Below are 22730 nucleotides of genomic sequence, written 5' to 3' on the forward strand. Positions count from 1 at the left end.
TCTGCGTCTTTCTTGTTTCGGTTTTTCTCTCACCAACACTATTTTTGAAAGAGCCTAAAACAAGAACTACTTAAAATAAATTTGTCTTCCTGCGGAGCTGTTTTCTGATTTTATGCGTATATCATAGAGAGAAACAAAAATCATGAGTTCGAAATATTTCAAGGATTGAATTTGTTTCTCTGCGTCTGGAAAATCCGGACAGACTGATAAGTTATAGACTTCTGTGTCAGAACGCGCGATTAGGGTGCACGTTAGAAACCCTGTGCAGTTTAAACTGAACAAGTTTGCGTCTTTTCAGGGGAGACTTTTCTCTTTACAATTCAGTTTATTGATTAGTCATTGAATCTTTGAAGCGAGATACTGGACAAAGAGATGCCAGGGAAACAATCTTTAATTAATTCAAAGCTCTCATTTTCAGATAATTATAAATCCGCAGCCTTATCTTTTAGCCAGTTGCGCTTTGGCTGAAAAAGTAGACTTTAACTGACATTTGAAATATAATTGGAAATGAAAGAAAAAAGGCTTATTTTAACTAGAATTTGCGTGGTTCAAAAAGTCTACTTTTTGAACCAGCTAAGAAAGTTGGAGGACAAGGAATGGCGAATGAAAAGAAGCGAATCTTACAGTTATTCTACATTCTGACCCAGCAAGACGACTATATCCGCTCTTATGAACTTGCGGAAAAAGTCAGCGTCACAGAACGAACGATAAAGAACGATATAGCTGAACTCGAAGCCTTCGCTAAAGCCAGCGGCGCTGATTTGATCGCGAAGAAAGGAAAAGGTTACGTTCTCAAAGTTTTTGATGAAGAAAAGTTTTCTCCGGTAAAAATACAGCTGGCAATTCATTTTTCAGCGATCGGCGGAACTCCGCGGGCACAAAATGACAGGACGAATGATATTTTGCGCCGGATTATTGTAGAAAAACGATATCTGACTATTGAAGATATCGCTGACGAACTCTACCTCACGAAAAGCTCAATTCGGGAAGAATTGAAAGAAGTTAATTTTTTATTGAATAAATTTAATTTACGCTTGAAAAAACGAAGCGAAGAAGGACCGATGGTCATCGGAAGCGAATTTGATCGTCGGATGTTAATGCTGTGTATTTTTGAAAATCACTATCATGAAGCTGTTAATTTGTATAAGAATACAGATTCTCTCTCTTTTTTCGATCGCGAGGATGAGGAACGATATGAAATCAGACATATCTTCCTCAAAGCATTAAGAGAATCAGATTGTCATATCTTGGATGGGAATACGCAGCGCTTATCCCGTTATTTGCTATTGATGGCTTCCCGTTATCAGGCCGGCTGTCCTATTCATTTATCCCGAAAACAACAGGATTACATACGACGTTTCCGGGAATATCGAGTGGCTGAGGAAGTAATTCTGAAATGCGGACAGTTTTCTGGTTTTGACGTGAATGAAGATGAAATTCTGGCATTTGCGCTGCTCTTGGTGTTTTGGGCGGATATTCCGCTGGATTGCAAGCTCGCCGATAATTATTTTGAATTAGCTGAGGAAGCGCAAAAACTGAATGCTGCCTTCTGCAAGTCAGTAAAAAAGGACTACAATGTAGATCTGACTCAAATTCCCAATGAAGAACAGATTCTATGTTCAGGATTAATTCCTTTGCTGGTTCAAAAAGATTTCAACGCTTCGTTTCATAGCGTAAAAAGTCTGCATTCAGAGGATTCGCGCATTCAAGATTGTCCTTTGGCGTCGAAACTGGCACATAATCTTGCCCGTTTGTTCGAAACTCAGTATCATTGTAAATTGAGCTTGTATAATCTGATCACATTTGCCGGCCACCTCAATACGTTGCTCTTGATGATTCCTTATCCGTTCAAGCCCATCCGGGCGATTGTTTCCAATGGCGGCGGATATATTTCGTCAGGAATTCTAAAGCAGATGATCCAGACTCGGTTTGGTTCCTGTTTTGCTTGTCTGGACGTTTATGAACTCTATGAAATGCGGAAACTGCCAGTCGAAGATTACGACTGGGCAATTTTAAGTTATCCTTATTATTCGTATAAATATGACTGGCCGTGCTTAATGGTCAACAGCATTCCGACACAAAGCCAGATGAACGATATCTATAATCAGGTTATTTTATCAGGTGTTCAGCTGCAGTCCGCTCTTGATCATCTGCGCTTGGGCGTATTTACAATTTATCGTGATTTTGAATATGAAAGTATGGACTCTTTTATACAGTTAATCAGCTATAAAATGGGAAAAGATGCGGAGAGCGTCGAGAAGATCTATGCTGATCTTCATTACACTAAGAAAACATGCGTAGCGAACAAAGTTTGCATTTTGTTTGTAAAACGACAATGGGTAAGCAAAGGATTTTTTGAAATTTATCAGTTAAATCAGGAAAGAATATTTGATGAACAGCCGATTTTGCATATCGTTGTGATCAGCGCTGATTTTGACAGCAGTTTGGAGGCCGTAAGATTTGTTAACGATCTTTTAATTTCTTTCTTCAGAGATAATGAAAATTTGTGGATGTTGATTGAAAATCACCGTGTAACCGGATTAACGGAGATCGTCCGCGCAAGTTTAAAGGCTTTGCCAATTTCACTTGGCTAAGGGAAAAAACGAAAGTTTTCCCTTTTTTTTCGGAAAAAGTGAACGTGGTAACGCTTACAAAAACAGGTTATAGTAGGGACGTTGAAGAAATATCCAACAAGAAAGGGGTATCGCATTGCTGAAAATCTTTTTGTCATCGCACGGTCATTTTGCCAGCGGCATGAAAAGCTCTCTGGATATTTTGATGGGCGCTTCTGACAATGTCACCGTGTTTGACGCTTATGTTGATCAAGCGTCAGTTCAGGAAAAACTCGACGCATTTTATGCCGGAGTTTCCGCGGAGGATCAGGTGCTTCTGATGTCAGACTTGATCGGCGGCAGCGTGAATCAGGTCATGATGACCTATCTGCAGAAACCCAACACTACGCTGATCGGCGGCGTGAATCTGGCCTGTGTTCTGGAGCTTTCAACAAAAACGGAGGTCACGGTGGAGGAGATCGAACAGATCGTCGAACAGAGCCGATCAATGCTGAGCGTCGTGCAGCTGCCGGATTTAACAGAAGAACAAGAGGATTTTTTCTAAGAAAGGAGGAAAAGGAAATGATTAAGTTAGTACGTTTGGACGAAAGATTGATTCATGGACAGGTGGCGATCAAATGGTCGCGGCACACTGGGGTTGACCGGATTGTCGTGGCCAATGATGAGGCGGCAGGCAACAAGATCATCCAGCAGAGTCTGATGATGGCCGCCCCGGCAACCGCGAAGGTCACAATCCGTTCAGTTGCCGATTCGATCACGCTGCTGAAGGATCCGCGCGCAGCAGGACATAAAATTCTGGTCATCATCTCCAACCCGAAAGATCTGATCAAAATCTTGGAAGAAGTGAAGGACATTCCGCTGATCAACGTCGGCAACTATGGCCGCATCGCACCGAAACAGGGGGATCTTGCCCGTCGGACCTACGGATCCAATCTGTATGCTTACGACGAAGAAGTCGAAGACTTCAAGAAAGTGCTGAGCTTCGGCATCGAAACTGTGTACCAGACCACGCCGGAAGACAATCCGGAAAAATTAAGCAAAGTTTTGGGTTTATAAGAAAGTTCATTAGGAAAAGAGGAGGAAAATTATGGTATCCGCAGCTTTACAAATTTGTTTAGCGTATTATATCATCTCAATTTTAGATCCCTACATCATGTCCTGGCAATGTCTTAACCGGCCGATCGTCGTCGCTCCGTTAGCGGGGTTGATCTTGGGTGATTTCAAGACCGGCATCATCATGGGCGCATCCCTGGAATCCATTTTCATGGGAATTTCCGCCATCGGGGGCTCGATCCCGGCAGATGCGACAACCTCCAGCATCATCGCAGTCGCTTACACTATTTTAACTGGCGCCGATATCGAAGCGGGTCTGGCGATTGCCTTGCCAATCGGTACGGTCATGGCGTCCATCGCTGGCATGTTCACGCCGATCTGGGCTTCTCTTGCGGCGTATTGGGAAAAGCTGGCTGCAGAATGCAATCCGCGTAAATTCGCGTTCCAGACGATTGGTTTTTCCTGCCTGACGCCGTTGATTAACGTCGTTATCCTGTTCTTTGCGGTATCCTATGGCGTTGAGGGATTGAATGCGTTTCTGGCAAGCATGCCGGCCTGGGTTATGACAGGCTTGGGCGCTGCAACGTCGATGATGTTGGCGGTCGGCTTCGCAATTCTGACGTCGATGATCTGGAACAATGAAGTCGGCATCTTCTTCTTTGTCGGTTATGTCATGGTGGCTTACTTGGGCATGGCGACTTTGCCGATCGCAATCCTGGGCGCCGCGATCGCGATCACGATGTTCATGGGCGAAAAGCGCAGTATTGATTTAAAGAATTCAATGGCGGCTTCCGCTGCGAAAACAGATGAGGAGGATTTCTTCTAATGGAAAAGAAAGTATTGACGCCGGAAGAAAAGAAAGTTTTAAAATCAATGTTCTTCCGTTCCCATCTGGTTTTTACCAGCTTCAACATGGTAAAAATGGAGGCGAATGGTTTTACGATCACAATGGCTCCGGCGATTGAAAGTATTTATAAAGATGATATGGAAGGCAAGCGGGAGGCGTACCTGCGGCATCAGAACTTCTTTAATACCCACGCCGTTCCGTTCAGCTTCATCGCCGGCTTAGCCTACGCGATGGAAAAAGAGCATAAAGAAAAGAACTCGATCGACGGCCAGACGATTGAAAGCATCAAAGCGGCCCTGATGGGACCGACAGCCGGCATGTTTGACAGTCTGTTCTTCAACTGTCTGCGCATCATTGCCGCGGGGATCGGCATCGGTCTGTGCGCGGAAGGTTCGATTTTGGGTACCTTGATCTTCATCCTGCTCTACGGCGTAACACAGTCCATCGTGAAGTATTTCTTTGTAAACTGGGGTTATGTCTATGGTACTTCGTTTATTGATATGGTGTTCTCTTCAGGCTTGATGGGCGCGTTAACCAAAGCGGCATCCGTGCTGGGTTTAATCATGGTCGGCGCGATGACGGCGCAGATGGTCAGCGTCCCGCTGAACTGGACGTTGAACGTCGGTCAAACATCGGTTGTCATCGGCGATGTATTGAATTCGATCTTCCCGGGCTTGCTCGGCGTCATCCTGTTATTTACACTGGTTCGCCTGATCAAGAAGGGCGCACGCCCGACGCAGCTGATTCTGGGGATCTTCGTGTTCGCCCTGGTCGGCGCCTTCTTCCGAATTTTCTAAAATCAGAGTTTAGGCTATGAAGGACTGAGCTTCATAGCCTGTTTTTCCTTCCGGAGGTGAGATCATGAAAGAGGAAATGATGCTGGCGGGCGTAACGCTGGCGCGTCGGTATACGCGTAAACAAAAAGAGGTATTTCTGGCGGAAGTATGCCGGCAGTGCAGGCAGAGGGGATGGAAGACGGAATTTCAAACCCGGCATTCCCGCATCTTGCATGTATGCAATCTGGTGATCGGCGATCTGGCGCACGCAAAGACCGTGATCGCCTGCGCTTATGACACGCCTTCCCATGCCCATTTGCCGATCCGTTATTATCCGCTGAATCCGCGGAAGAATACGCAGGCGGAAGGCAGGAACCTGGCGCTGGAATGGGGGCTTGGGGCGATCTGTTTTCTGATGGCGGCAGGCGCGGTTTATGCGCTGCGCTCGCTCAGCCCGGCGATGAAAGTCGCTGCCGTTTTGGCGGCGAGTTTGGCGGCTTTGTTTGGCGTCAGTCTGCTGCACAGCCGCGGCAACCGCGTTAATTTCAATCGCAACAGTGCTTCCGTGGCGCTGATCTTGCGCTTAATTCAGGAATGGGATCCGAAATCATCCACAGCGTTGGTGCTGGTCGATCAATGCTGCAATTCCTATGAAGGGTTGAAGCTGCTTAAAGAAGCTTGCCCTTCCCGCGCCGAGGTCATTTTACTGGATTGTCTGGCGCAGGGGGAAAAAATCGTCTGCGCTCATCGAAAAGGGGTTGACGTCTCGGACTTGCTGGAGGAAGATTGGATTAACAAGGAATATGAGGATCCGGATAACGGCTTGCGATTCTTCGAAAACGGCATGCTGCTGGCTTCCGGCGCGATCGAGAAGCATCAGTTCGTTGTCCGGCATACACGCTCCAATCAGGATTGCCATGTGGACATCCCGCGATTGGAGCAGATTTTGGAAAAATTGAAAGGCAGGATGAAAGCGGAATGAGAAAATTATTGTTTCAGAGTGATGACTATGGCTTAACGGATTCCGTCGCCGATGGAATTCTGAAAGGAATTGATCAGGGAATCATTCGCAATACCGGCTTGTTTGTCAACATGCCCAGCTCAGCCCGGGCTGCGGCGAAAATCCGTGACCGCCAGGGAGTCTGCGTCGGCATCGACATCAACCTGGTTGCGGGACGGCCCGTCAGTGATTCGGCAGAGGTTCCTTCGCTGGTGAATCCGGATGGTCATTTTGTGCCTTCAGTTCAGCGCATGCGCGAGGGTAAAATCACCGGCCGGCAGGGAATGTGCCTGTGCTTTGAAGAGGATCCTTACGACTATGAACAAACGTTGCTGGAAACTGAAAATCAGGTCAAGCGGTTTATTGAATTGATGGGCCGCAAGCCGGAATACTTTCATGGTCATTCGATGGCGACGCCCAACACCCAGAAAGCGGCGCGGGTGATCGCGGAGAAATACGATATTTTGATGACGACAGACGTCATGAGCGCCGGCCAGGTTTCCATGATTCCCTGCACATGGACGCCGAAGCCGTTTCCAATCGAGGATCAGCTGAAAACGGATGTGGAACAGGAATTCCTGAAATCGCTGGAAGCCTCGTTATCCCATGAAATCGGTTATTTTATCTGCCATTGCGGTTTTGTGGAAGAAGATTTGATGAAAGAAACAACCTACACGATGATCCGCATGAAGGATCTGGCAATGGCGACCAGCCCGAGAGTCAGGGCATTTCTGCAGGAACATCAGATTGAATTGATCACTTATCGTGATCTGAAGGAGGGACGTTAATGTTTGTACGATCACAGCGGATTGTCACCGATCAGGGAATCGTGGATGGTATTTTGAATATTGACGAAGGCCGGATTGTGGAGATCCTGCCGCCGACCGCGCGCGTCGCGATCACGGTGGATGCCGGAAATCACCGGATTTTACCGGGAATTATTGATACCCATAATCATGGAACGATGGGCTACGGCCTGATGGGCGATCAGGCTGATCCGGAAGCAACGGTCCGTGGTTACTTGAAGGGACTGGCATCCCAGGGGGTCACAGCGTGTCTGCCGACGGCGGATTTCGGCTTGTTCGAAGCGATAGTCAAAGTGGCGCAGGGACCGATTGACGGCGCAAAGCCGATCGGCATCCACAGCGAAGGTCCATATTTGAACCGCGTGGGGGAAAAAGGAATTGATACCGGGCATCCGGATATTGATTTAGAACATGTCCAGGCGATGATCGACACCGCTCAGGGGATGCTGAAGCTGGTTGCGATCGCACCGGAAATCTCGGGTGCAAAAGAAGCGATTGCGCTGTTGACGTCGCAGGGGGTCCGCTGTGCTTTTGCCCACAGCAACGCGATGTATCAGGAGACATTGGAATCTTTTCAATGGGGGATCACGGTCACGACGCACACCGCCAACGTCATGGCGGGGATTCACCATCGCCGGATGGGCGGTCTGGGCGCCTGTCTGCTCAACGGCGAGGTTTACAACGAGCTGATCTGCGATGGTCTGCATGTCGCGAATGAAATGATTGAACTGATGCTGCGGGTTAAAAAGAATCCGTTTGACAAGTTCATGATGGTTTCCGACAATGTGCCGATGGCGGGAGCGCCGATCGGCCGGTATCATCTGTCGGGCATGTTCGATGTGAATATTGATGAAAAGGGTTATTGTTTATCGGATACTGGAAGGTTATGCGGTTCAACGCTGCCGGTGATCCGCGGTATCCGCAATCTGGCGGAGAATCTGCATCTGCCGCTGACGGAAATCGTGAAAATGAGCTCGCGCAATCCAGCACAGGTCTACGGCGCACCTCAGAAAGGCCGGCTGGCAGCAGGCATGGATGCGGACTTCATCATCATCGACGAGGATTATCAGGTTCTGAAAACCTTCAGCGAAGGGCGCTGTGTGTATGATGCTGAGAAAGACACCGATTTGTTCAATCCGGATTTTCTGAAGGCTTGCGCAGCGGAGTAAAACGTTAAAATAGAAATCGAGGCATAAAAAAGAATGGGGATCATGAAACCGGATCGCCCGTTTGTCCTGGAGGACAGGCGGAAGCCATCGCGGATGTTCAACGAACTCCATTCTTTTTTGTTGAAATCAAGGCCGGCCCTGCGCATGGGAAGGATGCCGGCTTTTAGCCTTCTGAATGACGCCGGTATTGCCAGAATGGTCGATCCGGCAGGCGTCAGCAGAGATGATTTATTGGATAATGTGCGGTTTCACATCGCTGGGAATCAGACATTCATAGGTCTGCCCGGCCAGCCGTTCATCAAATTCAGCTTTTGCCTTTACTATGATTTCCGGCTGCTCAAAGCATTTCTCGACTGCTTTTGCCATGACTTCCGCCGCCAGCATCATCCCCTTGTAGGCCAGTGTGGATTTGCCCTGGGCAACCCATTGCCAGGTATGCCCGCCCGCGCCGTAGCTGTAGCAGGCGGTGTTGATCTGAGCTGTCGGCACAACCCAGCTGACGTCGCCGACGTCGGTTGATCCCATCGAACATTCGTCAACACAGCGGTGGCGCAGCACGATATCGCAGATATCGCTGTTCTGGATGTTGGCGATCAGCGTCTTTGGCTCGGCGATGGCGGCTGTGACCTCGCTTTCCGGATCGAGCGGATAGGTATCGCGGAATTGCCTGGCATAAGCGCGTTCAGCTTCGGTATACTCCGGAGCGCCAACCTCAAAGAAGGCCTCTTCCAGAACCTGTTCCAGCGTGAAGTTCGGAATGACGTTGCTTAAGCCTTCATCAAAAATGACGTCGCAGGTCGTGCCGGTCATCAACGCGGCGCCTTTGGCGATGTTGATCACACGTTCATAAAGCTTCTGACATTTTGGATTGGTCGTGGAGCGGACGAGGTATTTGACCTCTGCTTCCGCCTGAACGACATTCGGGGAAATCCCGCCAGCATTGGTGTAGGCGTAGTGGACGCGTTCTTTAGAGTCCATGTGTTCGCGCAGGTAATTGACGCCGACGCTCATCAGTTCGGCAGCGTCCAGCGCGCTGCGGCCCGCTTCCGGATTGCCTGCGGCATGACTGGAAACGCCGTGAAAACGGAAATAACATTGAATGCAGGACTGATGAGAGCCGGAAGATACGACGTTAAGCGCGGATGGATGCCAGGTGATCGCGGCATCGGCGTCCGCAAAGAACCCGTCGCGCGCCAGATAGGCTTTGCCGCTGCCGCTTTCCTCCGCCGGACAGCCGACCATTTTGATCGTCCCCGGCAGCTTGTTCTTTTCCAGATAGTCTTTGACGATCATCGCGGCGGCGATCGATCCAACACCTAACAGATGATGGCCGCAGCCATGGCCGGTCGCCATGCCTTCGATCGGTTTGTATTCGGCGACGTCCGCTTCCTGACTCAGGCCGTAAAGTGCGTCAAATTCCGCTAACAGACAGATTACCGGCCGACCGCTGCCCCAGACTCCGACAAACGCCGTATCCATGCCGCAAAGACCTTCAGTTACCTGGAAACCTTCCCTGCGCAGGAAACCGCTCATGGCCTTCGCTGATTTGTGTTCCAGAAAACCGGGTTCAGCGTAGCCCCACAGCTCTTTCTGCAATTCATATAATGCTTGATTCTGCGTCTTCGATAACACGGTAGAACCTCCTTCACTCATTAAAAAAATGATACTCTGGGAAAGCGGAAAAGTAAAGAAAACCGTTTCCAAATTGCTTTTTTCAATCTCACTTCCCAACGGCAGGAAAAGCTGCCTGTTCATGATTTGTAAGATTCTGTCTGCGGATCGCCCGTTCTCTTTTAAATTTGATTGTGCTATACTGGGAGTATTCAGGAGGTCTTGTATGCTTAAAATTTACAATAAACAGGCGCTGACCCGCAATGAGCGGTTTATTCGGGCAGTTGGATATGGCGCTGGGGCGACTGTGGGACTGACGATTCTTTACGGTCTGATCGCGCGGTTTCTCATGTTTGAATTCTCAGTGGTTTACCTGGCGTTCGGTTATGCAATCGGCACGGTCATCCGTAAATATGGCCGCGGGGTACAGGTGCGGTTTTCTGTGCTGGCGGCCGTGCTGGCGGTACTTTGTTTCCTGTTTGGCGATATGATCGCTTATTTCGGCTTTGGTGTGTTTACGATGGGATTTCAGTTCTTTATGCTTGCGTTCAGGATGGTGCTGCAGAGCCTGATCGGCACAAGCATGAGCGCGCTGTTGTCACTGATGTTCCGCATCGGCGGAGTTTATCTGGCCTATACGACTTCCCGCTTTGTCTAAGCGGCAGGACTAGTCAGGAAAAGAGGGACAGACATGTTTTATCGGGAGAGCTGGGTTGAGGTCGATCTGGATCAGATCAAAGAAAATATCCGCTGGCTGCGCCGGCAGACGGACCGGCAGTTTATCGCGGTGATCAAGGCCAATGGCTATGGCGTTGGCGATGGTCCGGTTGCACGGGCAGCCTTGGAAGCGGGGGCCGCGATGTTGGCAGTATCGAGCTTGGATGAGGCGTTGTCGCTGCGGTATCAGGGGATCACAGCGCCGGTTTTAATTCTGGGCGTTGTGGATCCGTCCCAAGCGGAGCTGCTTCTGCGGTATGATCTGGCGGTGCCGGCGGTATCGCTAAAGTGGGTCAAGGAGCTGGTTCAGGTCCCGGTCAAGGGTTTGAGAGTACATTTAAAGGTGGATACCGGCATGCACCGCATCGGCACGGAGAATCTTGACGAACTGCGGGCGATGCTAACGCTGCTGCAGGACAGCGGCGCCTTGGTGGAAGGCATTTTCACCCACTATGCCTGCTCGGATAATCCGGACAATGAGATGACGGACGATCAGGCGGCCCGTTTCGAGCGGATTGTTCAGGCCTTGAACACGCCTTTTCGCTGGGTGCACAGCAGTAATTCCGATGCAGCGGTGCATTATCCGAAGGCGCCCGGCAACGCGGTGCGCTGCGGACTGGCAATGTTCGGCGTGACTTCCTACGCGACGCCGCTGAAGCCGTGCGTCAGCTTATACAGCCGATTGATTTATGTCAAGGCGTTGCCGGCGGGGCAGCCGGTGGGCTATGGGGCGACCTATACGACGCAGAAAGAGGAATGGATCGGAACCTTGCCGATCGGGTATGCTGACGGCTGGATTCGCAAGCACCAGGGACGGCAATGCTGGATTGAGGGAGAAACCGGCGAATTTGTCGGACGAATCTGCATGGATCAGGCGATGATCCGGCTTCCGCACGCCTTTCCGGTAGGGACGAAGGTCGAACTGTTCGGTCCGCATGTTCCGCTGGAACAGGTGGCGCGGGAGTTGGGAACGATTCCGTATGAAGTTCTGACTTTGCTGAGCGACCGACTGGCAAAAGTCTATCTTGAAGACGGTCGGATCCGGGAAGTTGCTAATCCGCGGCTGGATCGGTTGATGTTGGAAAAATAATCATTGAACCTTCCGTAATCCAAAGGATTGCCGAAGGTTTTTTTGTCGTTTTAAGTTGATTTTCATACTGATGCTGCAAACGAGAATTTGAGTTGGAAGGATGAATGCAAGTTTGTTTGGAATTTTTCTATCCGTGAGAAATATCGCGGGAAAAGAGCTGTTATAAAGGGAATGGAACGATTTGAGACAAAAACAGGACAAAAAAAATCGAAAAATTGGTAGAAATTTCTGAAATCCGGGAGGATTTCAGAAAAAAAGCGCAATAGTAATAGTAGGAGGAAATAATTACCATGATTATGAATGTAAAAATTACCTGTTTTCCAACCTTGACGCAGCGCCGCGAGCTCTGCGCCTTAAGCCACAATGCGGCGCAGTTCCGCGAAGAATTGTTTGACGCGATGATTCATCATCCCCAGCGGATTGAAGACGCGCCGCTGCCGGAGGCCTACCAGTCGCTGCCGACGGCGATGCTTCAGCAGGTCTGGAAACAAGCCCAGCGGATGAAAGCCGGATCCAAAAGGGATCAATATCGGATTCGCCGTACGTTGCCATCCTGCCAATGGAAACGTACGGAAATGGAAGTTCGGGAAAATCAGCTGGTTCTGGATGCGATTACCCAGCCTGTTTATTACATCGCGCCAGTCGCCCAACGGCATTTGATGAAGCAGGGAGAAGTGGTGAAAATTACGTTAAAGGAAGCGGAGGATCAATGGGCAGCCGTGCTCTGTCTGTTGATCGACGAACGTAAAAAAGGGCTCTCTGAAGTAGAGAAGCCCATGAAAGGAAAGGTATAGTCTCAAATAAGACTGTCGGACCTGAAAGGAATTGGGCCTGATTGCCGTAAGTGTTTTGTCATGCTCAGAAGGTAAGCGATTGATAGACTTCGTGATCCTCGGTCATGATCGTAAATCCGTTTTCGTCCAGCAGTCCGTAGGTATGCGGTGAATTTTGTTTTGGCAGCGTGATCGAGCCGGGATTGAGCAGCGTAATTCCGTTTTCCTGACGAATGACAGGAACGTGGATATGTCCAAACAAATAGATATCGCCGGGGAAGCTGTGCGGCGGCGGATCGAGCGGAAACAGATGACCATGCGTCGCCGTAATCCGGTGTCCGCCCAGAAAGAGGGTCGCGCAGTCGCGCTGAATATCAAAATTCAAAAGCATCTGATCTACTTCGGCGTCGCAGTTGCCGCGGACGGCGATGATTTTATCGGCAAGCGGATTGAGCAGCGCCGCGACTTTCTGGGGATTGTAGCCCTGCGGCAGCGGATTGCGCGGGCCATGATAGAGGATATCACCCAGCAGCAGGATTTGATCTGGTTTATGCCGGGTATAAGCTTCAAGCGCTTTTTCCATATAGTCGGCAGAACCGTGAATATCAGAAATGACTAAAAATTTCATAGCTTGTCCTCCTTATCGCCTGCATTATATCATGATCGGGAGAGACAGTGAGAATTTCTTTGAAATTGCCGTGGAAAAATGAAACTTGAATCCCTCCCGGACACCTTGTATACTAACTGTATGAGGGGGACTCAGGATGGATAAATTGGAGATCTACAATCAGTTAAAGGAAGAAATTATCGATCTGAAAATCGAACCGGGAGCGTTGATCAGCGAAAATGAAATCTCGCGGCGATTCCAGGTGTCCCGAACCCCGGTTCGCGACGTATTCCTGCGGTTGTGCAACGACGGCTTGCTGGAAGTCCTGCCGCAGCGGGGAACGAAGGTATCGCTGATTGATATGGAATTGGTCATGGCGACGATCAACATGCGCACAATCGTGGAAATTCAGATCCTGAAAGATGGTATCGAACGAAGAACGCCCGCCCAGCTGCAGCAGCTGAAAACAGATTTGGCTCATCAGCGGGAAGCGATTGCGAAGCAGCGGACGCCGGATGAATTCTACGCGTTGGACAGCGAATTTCACGAGCATATCTTTGCGATCGCCGGCCAGCGGGCCATGTGGCAGATTATCAATCAGATGAAAGTACATTATTCGCGTTTCCGAATGTTGGACGTCAAAGCCAATTTCTCAATGAATGAATTGCTTCATGAACATGAGGAAATTGTGGAAATTGTGGAAAAGCGCCAGCGGGAGCGCTGCGGTGAAGTCATGCGGTATCATCTGGAAGGTGGTGTGCGGCGGCTGCATGATCGGATTCAGGGGGAATTTAGTCGATATTTTAAACTCCCGCAGGTGGGAGAAGAAGCGTAACGTGGAAGGAAAAAACGAAGGCTTTCTTCAATGGAAACCAGGAAAAAACGAGGTATAAGCAGCAGTTGATGTCGAAATTCTGCGCTGTGGGACTTGAAGCTTCAGTCTGTTTTCTGAAAGTCTGTTGCGAGATTGAACACGTCAAGCTTGTTTGAATGAGCGGCTGGGAAGCGGATACCCCAGCTTTTTCTTTGCGAAACGGGATATTCTGCCTGTTGAGGCAGCCCGCACGGACGAAGGATTTAAGAATAATATGGAGCAGGATAGAAACGTGGCAAAGCGGCAGAGACTAGGGAAAGAGGCGAAGGGGATGGCGGAAAACAAGGGATTTCGGCCGTTTCGGGAAGCGGCACGGAATGAAGCGGATCAGCTGACGGCAGCAATGGAAGACTATCTGGAAATGATATACCGGCTGCAGCAGGAAAATCAAACGCTCCGGGTGTCCGCCATGGCCAGCGCACTTCAGGTGGGACGCAGTTCGGTCAGTAAAATGCTGCGTAAATTGGCGGCCGAAGGTTTTTTGATTGTGGAAAACTATGGGGACGTGCAGTTGACAGAGAAAGGTTGGAAGCAGGGAAAAGCCTTGCTGGAGCGGCATCAGCGGGTAGCTCGATTTCTGCAGTTGGCAGGCATTAAAGCGGAACAACTGCTGGAAGAAACGGAAAAACTGGAACATATGAGTTCGCCGGAAACTTTGCGGTGTCTGGATCTGCTCGTCGATTATTTCGATCAGGATGCTGCCGCGGAGGCCCGGTTGGAACAATTCCGGTCGGAAGCGATGCGCCTGGGGGAAACGGCTCCCGCGGTCAATGAAAATGACGATCAGTTGAACCATTAACCAGTCGTGTTGGTGAGCAAGACAGGAACATCTCTGTCTGATCTGGCAATGTTGGCTGTACTCGTCGAAGCTGACTGTATTATTGTTGTCCGAACTTTCAATTCATGAGCTGCAGAGCGGAGAAAAAAGTCAATTAAAAAGAAAAAAGACCAATCCTTTAACGGTCCTTACTCAGTTTTGAGGCGGGTCTTAGAATTTTTGCGCAAAGAAGCAGGGAGGATCAAACTATAAGCTTGATCCTCCCTGCCCTTAATTTTTTACGCAAGTTTGAGTAAGTTCCCCTTCAAAAGCCAGCCTCTGTTTTGAAACGGAATTTGTCTTTCACTCTTTCTTTTCAGAAAGAGAACAGATTCTTTTTTCTAAAGTCTTATTTTAAATCGTAGCGGGCTACTTCATAATTCAGCTTCCGCAAGCCTTCGATCAGATCAGGGAGAATCTGCATATTGGTATCCGAGACTGCGTGCAGAAGATAAATGGCGCCGGGATGTGCGTTATCCAGATTTTTCTTCAGCGCAGTTGCCGGATCCGGCTGATCGGCGACATTGTAATCGTAGTAAGCATACGACCACAGCACAGTCTGATAGCCTAATACGTTGCATAAGGCCAGCGACTGTTCGTTGAATTCTCCCTTCGGCGGCCGAACCAGCGTCATCTTGTATTGGAATTGATCCAACAACAGCGCGTCCAGCTGCATGATCTCATCGTAAACTTTCTCAATGCTGATCGTCGGGAAGGAGTGATGATGATAGCTGTGATTGCCGATCACATGACCTTCATCAATCATTCGCTGAATTAAATCCGGATTTTCCAATACATATTGGGATGTGACGAAGAAGACGGCGCTGACGTTTTTCTCTTTCAGCGTATCCAGGATCTTCGGTGTATTTCCGTTTTCGTAGCCATTGTCAAAGGTCAGATAGACCTTTTGATCCGGTCGCCCGACAAAGACGGCGTCATAAGCTTTATACTTTTGATTCGCGAGCACCGCGTCTGCGGGCTGGCCGTTTTCATCTTTGTCTTTGCCCAAGCCCCACGCCTGCATCCGGGCGTCCAGCGTACTGAATTGCGAAAAGTCGATATCAGTTTCCGGAATATTGATTTCCGGAACATCATCGGTTATGGACCCGACCCTGGCCGTTGGATCCTCGCTTCCGGGCTGACTCTGGCATCCGCTTAAGAAAAGCAGACTGATTAAAATGACATAGGGTATTCTTTTCATCCGTTCACCTTCATTTCCTGTACCGTTAGTATGGCAACTGTTCAACAAATTCAGAGCTGTCTATTTTTGGTAGAATTTTGTCGCCTTCCGGTCGTGAAACGGTTGAATTGGAGGGGATCTTGAGTATAATAAAAATGAATTCCCACAATCCGGATTGTCACCTCGCAAGGAGATCGTAACGGACTTCTATCCGATGGATGGCATTTTGGCAGGGATTCTCGAATTTCAGTACGTTGCATCCCGGGAAGGGAGTGACAGGAGGAAAACAGAAAATATGAAATCGAAACAGAAGACGAAGAACATGGTGCTGCTGGCGTTGTTCGGCTGCATCGAAATTGTGCTGATGCTGACGCCGTTAGGCTACATTCCGATCGGTCCGGTGCGGGCGACGACGCTGCATATTCCGGTCATTCTGGCAGGAGTTCTGATGGGGCCGAAAGCCGGGAGCGCAATCGGCTTGATCTTCGGGATCAGCAGCGTGATTGTCAACACCCTGACGCCGACGGTGACCTCGTTTGTCTTTTCACCGTTTTACTCGGTTGGCGAATTTCACGGCGGATTGGCGAGTTTGATCATTACGATCGGACCGCGGGTTTTGTTGGGTTGGCTGGCCGGTGTGTTGTTTACCTTGCTGATGAAAACGACGAAGAAGATCAATGTCAGTCTGATCCTGGCGGCGTTGATCAGTACGCTGACGCATACGGCTCTGGTCATGCTGGGGATTTATGTTTTCTTCGGCTCGGCGTATGCCGCAGTAAAAGGCGTTGCGCTGTCAGGGTTGGCGGCGTTGTTGCTGGGCGTGGTCATGACGAACGGACTTTTGGAAATGGCGATCGGCGCTGTGATTGTCCTCGCGGTCGGCCGGGCTCTGCTGCCGCTAACAAAAGGGAAGATGAAAAAGCCAGCTGGGGAATGATCGTAATCATTAAAGACATAGATCCGTTGAGGCATCAGCCTAAGAGTTTGATGAAAAAGAAAAAACCGTTTCTGACGGCAGGGAGGAACTGATGAAGAAAACTGTGATTTTAGGCGTCACCGGCGGCATTGCCGCGTACAAAGCGGCACAGCTGACAAGTGATTTAAAAAAGAGGGATTTGGACGTTCACGTGATCATGACCCGCAATGCGACGGAGTTTGTCAGCCCGCTGACTTTTGAAACGCTGAGCGGTCATCGAGTCAGTGTGGATACATTTGATCGGAATTTCGAATATCATGTTCAGCATGTCTCCCTGGCGAAACAGGCGGATGTGTTTGTGATCGCCCCGGCGACAGCGAATGTGATCGCCAAGCTGGCTCATGGACTGGCGGACGATATGCTGACGACGACTTTTCTGGCCTGCAGCTGCACGAAAATCATCTGCCCGGCGATGAATACCGGAATGCTGGAAAATCCGGCGACGCAGGAAAATCTGCGGTTGTTGAAGGCGCGGGGAATGCGGATTGTAGAGGCGGACAGCGGTTTACTGGCATGCGGCGACGTCGGCAAAGGGAGGCTGGCGCCATTGGATGTGATCGAGGATGAGATTGAACAGGCTTTGATTACGGAGAAGCCGCTGGCAGGATTGAAGGTGCTGGTCAGTGCCGGGCCGACCCAGGAGGCTTTGGATCCGGTCCGATATCTGACGAATCATTCCAGTGGAAAAATGGGATATGCGATTGCTAAAGCTGCGCGGAACTGGGGCGCGGAGGTTACGTTAGTCCATGGTCCGACCGCTTTGCCTGCTTTGCGCGGGGTAGAGGACCAGCCGGTGACTTCCGCACAGGCGATGGCCGAAGCTGTGTTCAGCCGGGCTTCCGAATCAGATCTGATTATCAAAGCGGCGGCGGTGGCGGATTATACGCCGGTGGAAACGGCTTCGGAAAAAATAAAAAAGACAGATGGGGAATTCCAGCTGACATTAAAGCGAACGCAGGATATCCTGAAAGCCGTAGGCGAGAGAAAGCGGAGTGATCAGGTATTGTGCGGCTTCGCGATGGAAACCGAGCAGCTGTTAGCGCGGGCGCGTACAAAGTTGGCATCCAAGCATGCTGATCTGATCGTCGCGAACGACCTGCGGGAAAGTGGAGCTGGCTTTGGAATCGATACAAACCGGGTCACGGTGATCACCGCCCAGGGTGAAGAAACGCTGCCGCTTATGCGCAAGGAAGATCTGGCCTATGAGCTGCTGAAGCGTTGTCTGGTAATCTTGAAAGAGAAAAGGGAGAAATAGCCTATGTTGATGACTTTGGATGTTGGGAATACCAATATCACAGTCGGCGTGTTTGATCATGACGACTTAAAAGCGACATTTCGGATGACGACGAAAACGCCGCGGACTTCGGATGAATTGGGAATGGTATTGTGGACGATGTTGTCAACCCGGTTAATTGACAGTTCCCTGATTCACGACGTCGTAATTTCCAGCGTTGTTCCCAAAATTATGCATTCTTTGGAAAGTGCGGTGATTAAATATTTTCATTGTACACCGCTCATCATTGGCCCGGGTGTCAAAACAGGAATTTCCGTGAATTCTGAAAATCCGAAAGAAGTGGGGGCCGACCGGATTGTGAACGTCGCGGCTGCTTATCACTTGTATCATCAGGCGTGTCTGGTCATTGATTTCGGTACGGCCACGACCTATGATTATATTTCCGGCAAAGGGGTGTTTGAATATACTGTGATTTCACCTGGAATTGAGATTGCAGCCCAGGCTTTGTGGTCGATGACGGCGAAATTACCGGAAATTGAGATTATCAAGCCGGAGCGTGTTTTAGCAAAAAATACTGTTTCAGGAATGCAGTCGGGGTTGGTCTATGGTTATATCGGACAGGTGGAATATCTTGTGCGTCGGATTAAAGAGGAACTGAACCAGCCGCAGCTGAAAGTGATTGCCACGGGAGGGTTGGGCCGTATTTTGGTGAAGGAAACGAACTGCATTGACGAATATGATCCGGATTTGGCGTTTAAGGGAATGAAGATTATTTATGATAAAAATCAGAAGGGGAATCGGGAATGAGGCGTGAATTAATTCTTGCGAGTCAGTCGCCGCGCCGGCGAGAGCTTTTGGAACGTTGCCATATTCCGTTTCGCGTTGAGGTTGCGGATATTGATGAAGCATTGAATCCGGATATTTCGCTGGAAGCGGCGATGGAGGAGTTGGCGTGGCGAAAAGCGTACACTGTGTTTGAACGACATCCGGAAGCGGTAGTGATCGGTGCGGATACGATCGTGGTGCTGGAGCGGCAGATTTTAGGGAAACCTGAAGATGTGGAAGAGGCGAAAGCGATGCTTACACGGTTATCGGGGAAAACGCACCAGGTTATGACCGGCGTATGTTTGCTTTCCGCTGATCAGAGGATTTGTTTCTGCGATGTGAGTGATGTGGAATTTTATCCATTAACGACAGAGGAGATTGAAGCTTATGTAGCGACGGGCGAGCCGTTGGATAAAGCGGGGGCGTATGGAATTCAGGGAGAGGGATTTTTTCTGGCGAAGAGAATTATCGGTGATTTTTACTCAATTATGGGATTCCCGGTTGCGCGTGTCCTGCGAGCTTTGAAAAAATTTGATTTCTGAAAAAAGACTGTTGCATTTTTTATAAGTAACTGATATTATATTAAATGCCTGCCGATATAGTTCAATGGTAAAACGGAGCAATGGTAATGCTCAGTTCCCAGTTCAATTCTGGGTATCGGCACCAGTTAACGATAAAGCCCTTAGTTAAGGGCTTTTTTGATGCCTTCGTTTTCAAAGTGTACGAAAAGTGTACAATTTTTTATTTTCGTGATTTTGGTCGATGTTTTGAGTTTTTATGAATAACGGTGTTGAATATAGACAATCGTGTTGGTTTCATGGTCGTCGGAGTTTTGATTTTTTAAGTTATTGATTTACTTTTTTGTAAAGCAGATTAACGGAGCAACTTAATAATAACCGATACAATATTTGACATGAGTTTTCCAATAAAACATTCTGTGTTGGAGCAAATTACTTATTCTTAAGCGAGACTTTTTTTGTTCAATCTAATTAATTCACATAATTTGAAAAAGTTTTAATTCATACGCTGCTTGTGCTCAGAAACTGATATTTATAATTTCAATCCACGCACCGCGTGAGCGATGCGACATCAGCCGGTTCATCCGGTACGAGTAGGAGGTGATATTTCAATCCACGCACCGCGTAGCGATGCGACACACCAAATATATCATCAGTATCAATTTCATTCCACGCACCGCGTAGCGATGCGACGTATTGAAGTATCCCTTGTGAATGCTATGAGTCGTATTTCAATCCACGCACCGCGTGAGCGATGCGACAATACTCGGTCAATGAGTAATGGGAGGAAATGAATTTCAATCCACGCACCGCGTGAGCGATGCGACGGCCGGATCGTGAAAATAACATCATTATCCACGATCTGATTTCAATCCACGCACCGCGTGAGCGATGCGACTTCCATGTTTTCGCAATACCAGCCTAAACCAATACAATTTCAATCCACGCACCGCGTGAGCGATGCGACTTTGCGGCCCTGCGCATCGCGGATCAGACCATGGGATTTCAATCCACGCACCGCGTGAGCGATGCGACGACATGACGATCTATGCCGGAATGGGCGTGGTCATTTCAATCCACGCACCGCGTGAGCGATGCGACCCGATCTTCCTTGCCTGATCCCTTCTGCCATCCCATCACATTTCAATCCACGCACCGCGTGAGCGATGCGACTGACGGATTAGGGAAGACTCCATTCCCGATGAAGATTTCAATCCACGCACCGCGTGAGCGATGCGACGAGTGGACAGACTTGGACACGGACTACCCGAAGCGCAATTTCAATCCACGCACCGCGTGAGCGATGCGACAGGGATATTTGTTTCTCGATAATCAGACTACGCATATTTCAATCCACGCACCGCGTGAGCGATGCGACAATTATTACATCTACGCTTCAACCAGCGTTGACCATTTCAATCCACGCACCGCGTGAGCGATGCGACGCATCTTTGAGCCACGCTTGCATAGCATAATAGAATTTCAATCCACGCACCGCGTGAGCGATGCGACTGGCATTTCTAGAAATGCTCTTGTAATGTTTATATTTCAATCCACGCACCGCGTGAGCGATGCGACGACAAAATATGATAATGGACTGCACCGCGAGCCTATTTCAATCCACGCACCGCGTGAGCGATGCGACAAAACGATCTGCTGAAGACGATCGTCGCACGAATAATTTCAATCCACGCACCGCGTGAGCGATGCGACGATAAAGTCGTTATTTTTAAGTCGTTGATAAAAATTTCAATCCACGCACCGCGTGAGCGATGCGACCTGACGCATGGTCTGTACCCCGATGCGGCGGACAGATTTCAATCCACGCACCGCGTGAGCGATGCGACACTGCTCGCGCTTGATAAGGCTATTATTTTGTATATTTCAATCCACGCACCGCGTGAGCGATGCGACACATTCATCTAACACGCACAACGCCCCATTATGCATTTCAATCCACGCACCGCGTGAGCGATGCGACCGGGCAATGTAGATAAGCTTAAGCCGCCACTATATTTCAATCCACGCACCGCGTGAGCGATGCGACTTTTGCTTCTAAGCCGCAGTAATCGAGCTTCGGATTTCAATCCACGCACCGCGTGAGCGATGCGACGCAGTGCCCTCTCCGCAGTTTTTACGGTTGCCTCAAATTTCAATCCACGCACCGCGTGAGCGATGCGACGTCAGAGTCCTTTCCTGCCTGTGGCCTATCGTATAGATATTTCAATCCACGCACCGCGTGAGCGATGCGACAGCAAATAAGAAACTTAATGACTTCTATTTGTTTCCTATTTCGATTCTATGATAAACAATCTTGGATACACTTGCAATATTTTCTTTAATTTTCACATTTTCCCGGTGCGAACCTCCCAGGATTTCTATGTTCACTTCACGTTCGCACTTAAAGACCTTCTTCTTCCACAAATCGATAGAAACCTTTTTCTTTCTCAATATCCGCAGAACTAAGCGTTCCTACAGGTGCAGTATAAATAATAAATTCCTCATCTTTATCCAATCCAAAAATGTCACTGCAAACTTTATCATCAAACGCCGCAATCCCGCAAATCCCTAAATTTAGCGCGGCGCAGCCCAGATATAAATTCTGTCCAACATGTCCCACATCGATCAATGCCACTCGATGCGCTCGAATCCCATATCGCCACTCGCAACGATAGGCTACCAGCGACCAATAGAAAACAACACTCGCTTTGCTCGCCCAGCGCTGTCCGCACAGTGAATCCGAAATCATCTGCTCTTCATCATCTATTCTATGTAAAAATTCAAGCGCATGCTCCATCGGCAAATAATGATAAACTCCACAATCCAATCCCTCGCACATCCGCACAATCAAATACGTTTCAAATCCATGACGAGCACCGCCGGATGGCACCGTTCGCAATGTTGCGTATCGCTTTCCACGAATCTCTTTCACCCCTTGACTTACCCATAATAAATACGATAACTGAAGTAAACTAACTGGCTGCTGAGTAAAAACACGAGAACTATGTCGTCTTGATAAAATCTCAGTAAAATCCCCATCGATATCCAAATCTTCAAAATTCCGCGGCAGCATTATTCTCTGTTCGCTCATCGCAGCCTTCACGAGCGGTGGCTGCGGTTTCTTCAACTGCTGATCAGATACAAAATCATCCTGATCTGCAATACTCTGACAATGCAAAAACTGCCGGCCTTCCCGAATAAGTGTCTGTATACGCTTTTCATCCATCATTTTAAGGCCCTCCCTTTTCTTTATTATAACAGTCCGCAGGAAAACAAAAAGAAAA

The 22730-nt window shown here is 49.0% G+C and carries 21 protein-coding genes, 1 tRNA gene and 1 CRISPR repeat array; of the genes, 18 read left to right on the forward strand and 4 right to left on the reverse strand.

The annotated features are described in order from the left end of the window. Positions 1-596: 596 nt before the first annotated feature. The 8 genes from I2G61_RS13805 (at position 597) to I2G61_RS13840 (ending at position 8224) form a co-directional block, all read left to right on the forward strand. On the forward strand, positions 597-2594 hold the full coding sequence (locus I2G61_RS13805; protein ID WP_195548353.1) for an HTH domain-containing protein: 1998 nt from the start codon (positions 597-599) through the stop codon (positions 2592-2594). A gap of 115 nt (positions 2595-2709) precedes the next feature. Then, positions 2710-3117: a PTS sugar transporter subunit IIA gene (locus I2G61_RS13810; RefSeq protein WP_072684697.1), complete on the forward strand. Its 408-nt coding sequence runs from the start codon at positions 2710-2712 to the stop codon at positions 3115-3117. 17 nt (positions 3118-3134) lie between these two features. After that, the gene (locus tag I2G61_RS13815) at positions 3135-3629 is read left to right on the forward strand and encodes a PTS sugar transporter subunit IIB (protein ID WP_072684698.1); all 495 of its coding nucleotides are present in this window, start codon (positions 3135-3137) and stop codon (positions 3627-3629) included. Between the two features lie 31 nt (positions 3630-3660). Then, positions 3661-4452 (forward strand): PTS sugar transporter subunit IIC, encoded by a 792-nt coding sequence (locus tag I2G61_RS13820; protein WP_195396019.1) that lies wholly within the window; start codon positions 3661-3663, stop codon positions 4450-4452. Next, positions 4452-5270, forward strand: coding sequence for a PTS system mannose/fructose/sorbose family transporter subunit IID (locus tag I2G61_RS13825; RefSeq protein ID WP_006061015.1), 819 nt, complete (start codon positions 4452-4454; stop codon positions 5268-5270). Before I2G61_RS13820 ends, I2G61_RS13825 begins: the two co-directional genes overlap by 1 nt. Positions 5271-5334: 64 nt before the next feature. Next, positions 5335-6231, forward strand: coding sequence for a hypothetical protein (locus I2G61_RS13830; RefSeq protein WP_195548354.1), 897 nt, complete (start codon positions 5335-5337; stop codon positions 6229-6231). Further along, a complete protein-coding gene (locus I2G61_RS13835; protein ID WP_195548355.1) occupies positions 6228-7037 on the forward strand; it encodes a ChbG/HpnK family deacetylase in 810 nt (269 codons plus the stop codon). Before I2G61_RS13830 ends, I2G61_RS13835 begins: the two co-directional genes overlap by 4 nt. Further along, the gene (locus I2G61_RS13840; protein ID WP_195548356.1) at positions 7037-8224 is read left to right on the forward strand and encodes an N-acetylglucosamine-6-phosphate deacetylase; all 1188 of its coding nucleotides are present in this window, start codon (positions 7037-7039) and stop codon (positions 8222-8224) included. The genes I2G61_RS13835 and I2G61_RS13840 overlap by 1 nt, the downstream gene beginning before the upstream one ends. A 228-nt stretch (positions 8225-8452) precedes the next feature. Here I2G61_RS13840 and I2G61_RS13845 read toward each other — a convergent pair whose 3' ends face one another. Beyond that, a complete protein-coding gene (locus I2G61_RS13845; RefSeq protein ID WP_370544675.1) occupies positions 8453-9856 on the reverse strand; it encodes an amidohydrolase in 1404 nt (467 codons plus the stop codon). A gap of 205 nt (positions 9857-10061) precedes the next feature. Between I2G61_RS13845 and I2G61_RS13850 the strand changes: the two genes are divergently transcribed. The 3 genes from I2G61_RS13850 (at position 10062) to I2G61_RS13860 (ending at position 12436) form a co-directional block, all read left to right on the forward strand. After that, positions 10062-10493: a hypothetical protein gene (locus I2G61_RS13850; protein ID WP_195548358.1), complete on the forward strand. Its 432-nt coding sequence runs from the start codon at positions 10062-10064 to the stop codon at positions 10491-10493. A gap of 33 nt (positions 10494-10526) precedes the next feature. Then, positions 10527-11642, forward strand: coding sequence for an alanine racemase (alr, locus tag I2G61_RS13855; RefSeq protein ID WP_072684704.1), 1116 nt, complete (start codon positions 10527-10529; stop codon positions 11640-11642). 290 nt (positions 11643-11932) lie between these two features. Continuing rightward, a complete protein-coding gene (locus I2G61_RS13860; protein ID WP_195548359.1) occupies positions 11933-12436 on the forward strand; it encodes a hypothetical protein in 504 nt (167 codons plus the stop codon). A 64-nt stretch (positions 12437-12500) separates the two neighbouring features. Here the strand turns inward: I2G61_RS13860 and yfcE are convergent, their stop codons facing one another. Continuing rightward, on the reverse strand, positions 12501-13043 hold the full coding sequence (gene yfcE / locus I2G61_RS13865; RefSeq protein ID WP_072684706.1) for a phosphodiesterase: 543 nt from the start codon (positions 13041-13043) through the stop codon (positions 12501-12503). A 136-nt stretch (positions 13044-13179) separates the two neighbouring features. On the opposite strand from yfcE, the gene I2G61_RS13870 reads away from it, so the two are divergent. Together I2G61_RS13870 and I2G61_RS13875 are read left to right on the forward strand one after the other, a co-directional pair. Further along, on the forward strand, positions 13180-13857 hold the full coding sequence (locus tag I2G61_RS13870; RefSeq protein WP_195548360.1) for a GntR family transcriptional regulator: 678 nt from the start codon (positions 13180-13182) through the stop codon (positions 13855-13857). A 271-nt stretch (positions 13858-14128) separates the two neighbouring features. Beyond that, the gene (locus tag I2G61_RS13875; RefSeq protein WP_159432798.1) at positions 14129-14695 is read left to right on the forward strand and encodes a metal-dependent transcriptional regulator; all 567 of its coding nucleotides are present in this window, start codon (positions 14129-14131) and stop codon (positions 14693-14695) included. 367 nt (positions 14696-15062) lie between these two features. Here the strand turns inward: I2G61_RS13875 and I2G61_RS13880 are convergent, their stop codons facing one another. Continuing rightward, positions 15063-15914: a polysaccharide deacetylase family protein gene (locus I2G61_RS13880; protein WP_195548361.1), complete on the reverse strand. Its 852-nt coding sequence runs from the start codon at positions 15912-15914 to the stop codon at positions 15063-15065. Positions 15915-16188: 274 nt separating this feature from the next. Between I2G61_RS13880 and I2G61_RS13885 the strand changes: the two genes are divergently transcribed. The 5 genes from I2G61_RS13885 to I2G61_RS13905 all read left to right on the forward strand — a co-directional run bounded on the left by I2G61_RS13885 (position 16189) and on the right by I2G61_RS13905 (position 19594). Next, positions 16189-16830, forward strand: a complete 642-nt coding sequence (locus I2G61_RS13885) for an ECF transporter S component (protein ID WP_195548362.1) — start codon at positions 16189-16191, stop codon at positions 16828-16830. Between the two features lie 91 nt (positions 16831-16921). After that, positions 16922-18124 carry a bifunctional phosphopantothenoylcysteine decarboxylase/phosphopantothenate--cysteine ligase CoaBC gene (coaBC, locus tag I2G61_RS13890; protein ID WP_195548363.1) on the forward strand — a complete coding sequence of 401 codons (1203 nt, stop codon included), beginning with the start codon at positions 16922-16924 and terminating at the stop codon, positions 18122-18124. Positions 18125-18127: 3 nt separating this feature from the next. Continuing rightward, positions 18128-18910, forward strand: a complete 783-nt coding sequence (locus I2G61_RS13895; RefSeq protein ID WP_072684712.1) for a type III pantothenate kinase — start codon at positions 18128-18130, stop codon at positions 18908-18910. After that, positions 18907-19470: a nucleoside triphosphate pyrophosphatase gene (locus tag I2G61_RS13900; protein ID WP_195548364.1), complete on the forward strand. Its 564-nt coding sequence runs from the start codon at positions 18907-18909 to the stop codon at positions 19468-19470. Before I2G61_RS13895 ends, I2G61_RS13900 begins: the two co-directional genes overlap by 4 nt. Before the next feature lie 50 nt (positions 19471-19520). Then, a tRNA-Thr gene (locus I2G61_RS13905) sits at positions 19521-19594 on the forward strand. A gap of 389 nt (positions 19595-19983) precedes the next feature. Next, a CRISPR array of direct repeats spans positions 19984-21699; the repeat unit is 33 nt; unit sequence ATTTCAATCCACGCACCGCGTGAGCGATGCGAC. A gap of 148 nt (positions 21700-21847) precedes the next feature. Here the strand turns inward: I2G61_RS13905 and I2G61_RS13910 are convergent. Further along, positions 21848-22675, reverse strand: a complete 828-nt coding sequence (locus I2G61_RS13910; protein WP_229100766.1) for a SagB/ThcOx family dehydrogenase — start codon at positions 22673-22675, stop codon at positions 21848-21850. Between the last annotated feature and the right edge of the window lie 55 nt (positions 22676-22730).

This window comes from Holdemania sp. 1001095H_141210_F2 (genome assembly GCF_015558105.1).
In the GTDB taxonomy this organism is placed as follows: Bacteria; Bacillota_I; Bacilli_A; order Erysipelotrichales; family Erysipelotrichaceae; genus Holdemania.

Coding starts and splice junctions, on each gene's coding strand:
- I2G61_RS13815 (WP_072684698.1), top strand. CDS start 3,135: ATGATTAAGTTAGTACGTTTGGACGAAAGATTGATTCATGGACAGGTG.
- I2G61_RS13840 (WP_195548356.1), top strand. CDS start 7,037: ATGTTTGTACGATCACAGCGGATTGTCACCGATCAGGGAATCGTGGAT.
- I2G61_RS13805 (WP_195548353.1), top strand. CDS start 597: ATGGCGAATGAAAAGAAGCGAATCTTACAGTTATTCTACATTCTGACC.
- I2G61_RS13830 (WP_195548354.1), top strand. CDS start 5,335: ATGAAAGAGGAAATGATGCTGGCGGGCGTAACGCTGGCGCGTCGGTAT.
- yfcE (WP_072684706.1), bottom strand. CDS start 13,043: ATGAAATTTTTAGTCATTTCTGATATTCACGGTTCTGCCGACTATATG.
- I2G61_RS13880 (WP_195548361.1), bottom strand. CDS start 15,914: ATGAAAAGAATACCCTATGTCATTTTAATCAGTCTGCTTTTCTTAAGC.
- coaBC (WP_195548363.1), top strand. CDS start 16,922: ATGAAGAAAACTGTGATTTTAGGCGTCACCGGCGGCATTGCCGCGTAC.
- I2G61_RS13820 (WP_195396019.1), top strand. CDS start 3,661: ATGGTATCCGCAGCTTTACAAATTTGTTTAGCGTATTATATCATCTCA.
- I2G61_RS13860 (WP_195548359.1), top strand. CDS start 11,933: ATGATTATGAATGTAAAAATTACCTGTTTTCCAACCTTGACGCAGCGC.
- I2G61_RS13910 (WP_229100766.1), bottom strand. CDS start 22,675: ATGATGGATGAAAAGCGTATACAGACACTTATTCGGGAAGGCCGGCAG.
- I2G61_RS13895 (WP_072684712.1), top strand. CDS start 18,128: ATGTTGATGACTTTGGATGTTGGGAATACCAATATCACAGTCGGCGTG.
- I2G61_RS13900 (WP_195548364.1), top strand. CDS start 18,907: ATGAGGCGTGAATTAATTCTTGCGAGTCAGTCGCCGCGCCGGCGAGAG.
- I2G61_RS13870 (WP_195548360.1), top strand. CDS start 13,180: ATGGATAAATTGGAGATCTACAATCAGTTAAAGGAAGAAATTATCGAT.
- alr (WP_072684704.1), top strand. CDS start 10,527: ATGTTTTATCGGGAGAGCTGGGTTGAGGTCGATCTGGATCAGATCAAA.
- I2G61_RS13825 (WP_006061015.1), top strand. CDS start 4,452: ATGGAAAAGAAAGTATTGACGCCGGAAGAAAAGAAAGTTTTAAAATCA.
- I2G61_RS13850 (WP_195548358.1), top strand. CDS start 10,062: ATGCTTAAAATTTACAATAAACAGGCGCTGACCCGCAATGAGCGGTTT.
- I2G61_RS13835 (WP_195548355.1), top strand. CDS start 6,228: ATGAGAAAATTATTGTTTCAGAGTGATGACTATGGCTTAACGGATTCC.
- I2G61_RS13885 (WP_195548362.1), top strand. CDS start 16,189: ATGAAATCGAAACAGAAGACGAAGAACATGGTGCTGCTGGCGTTGTTC.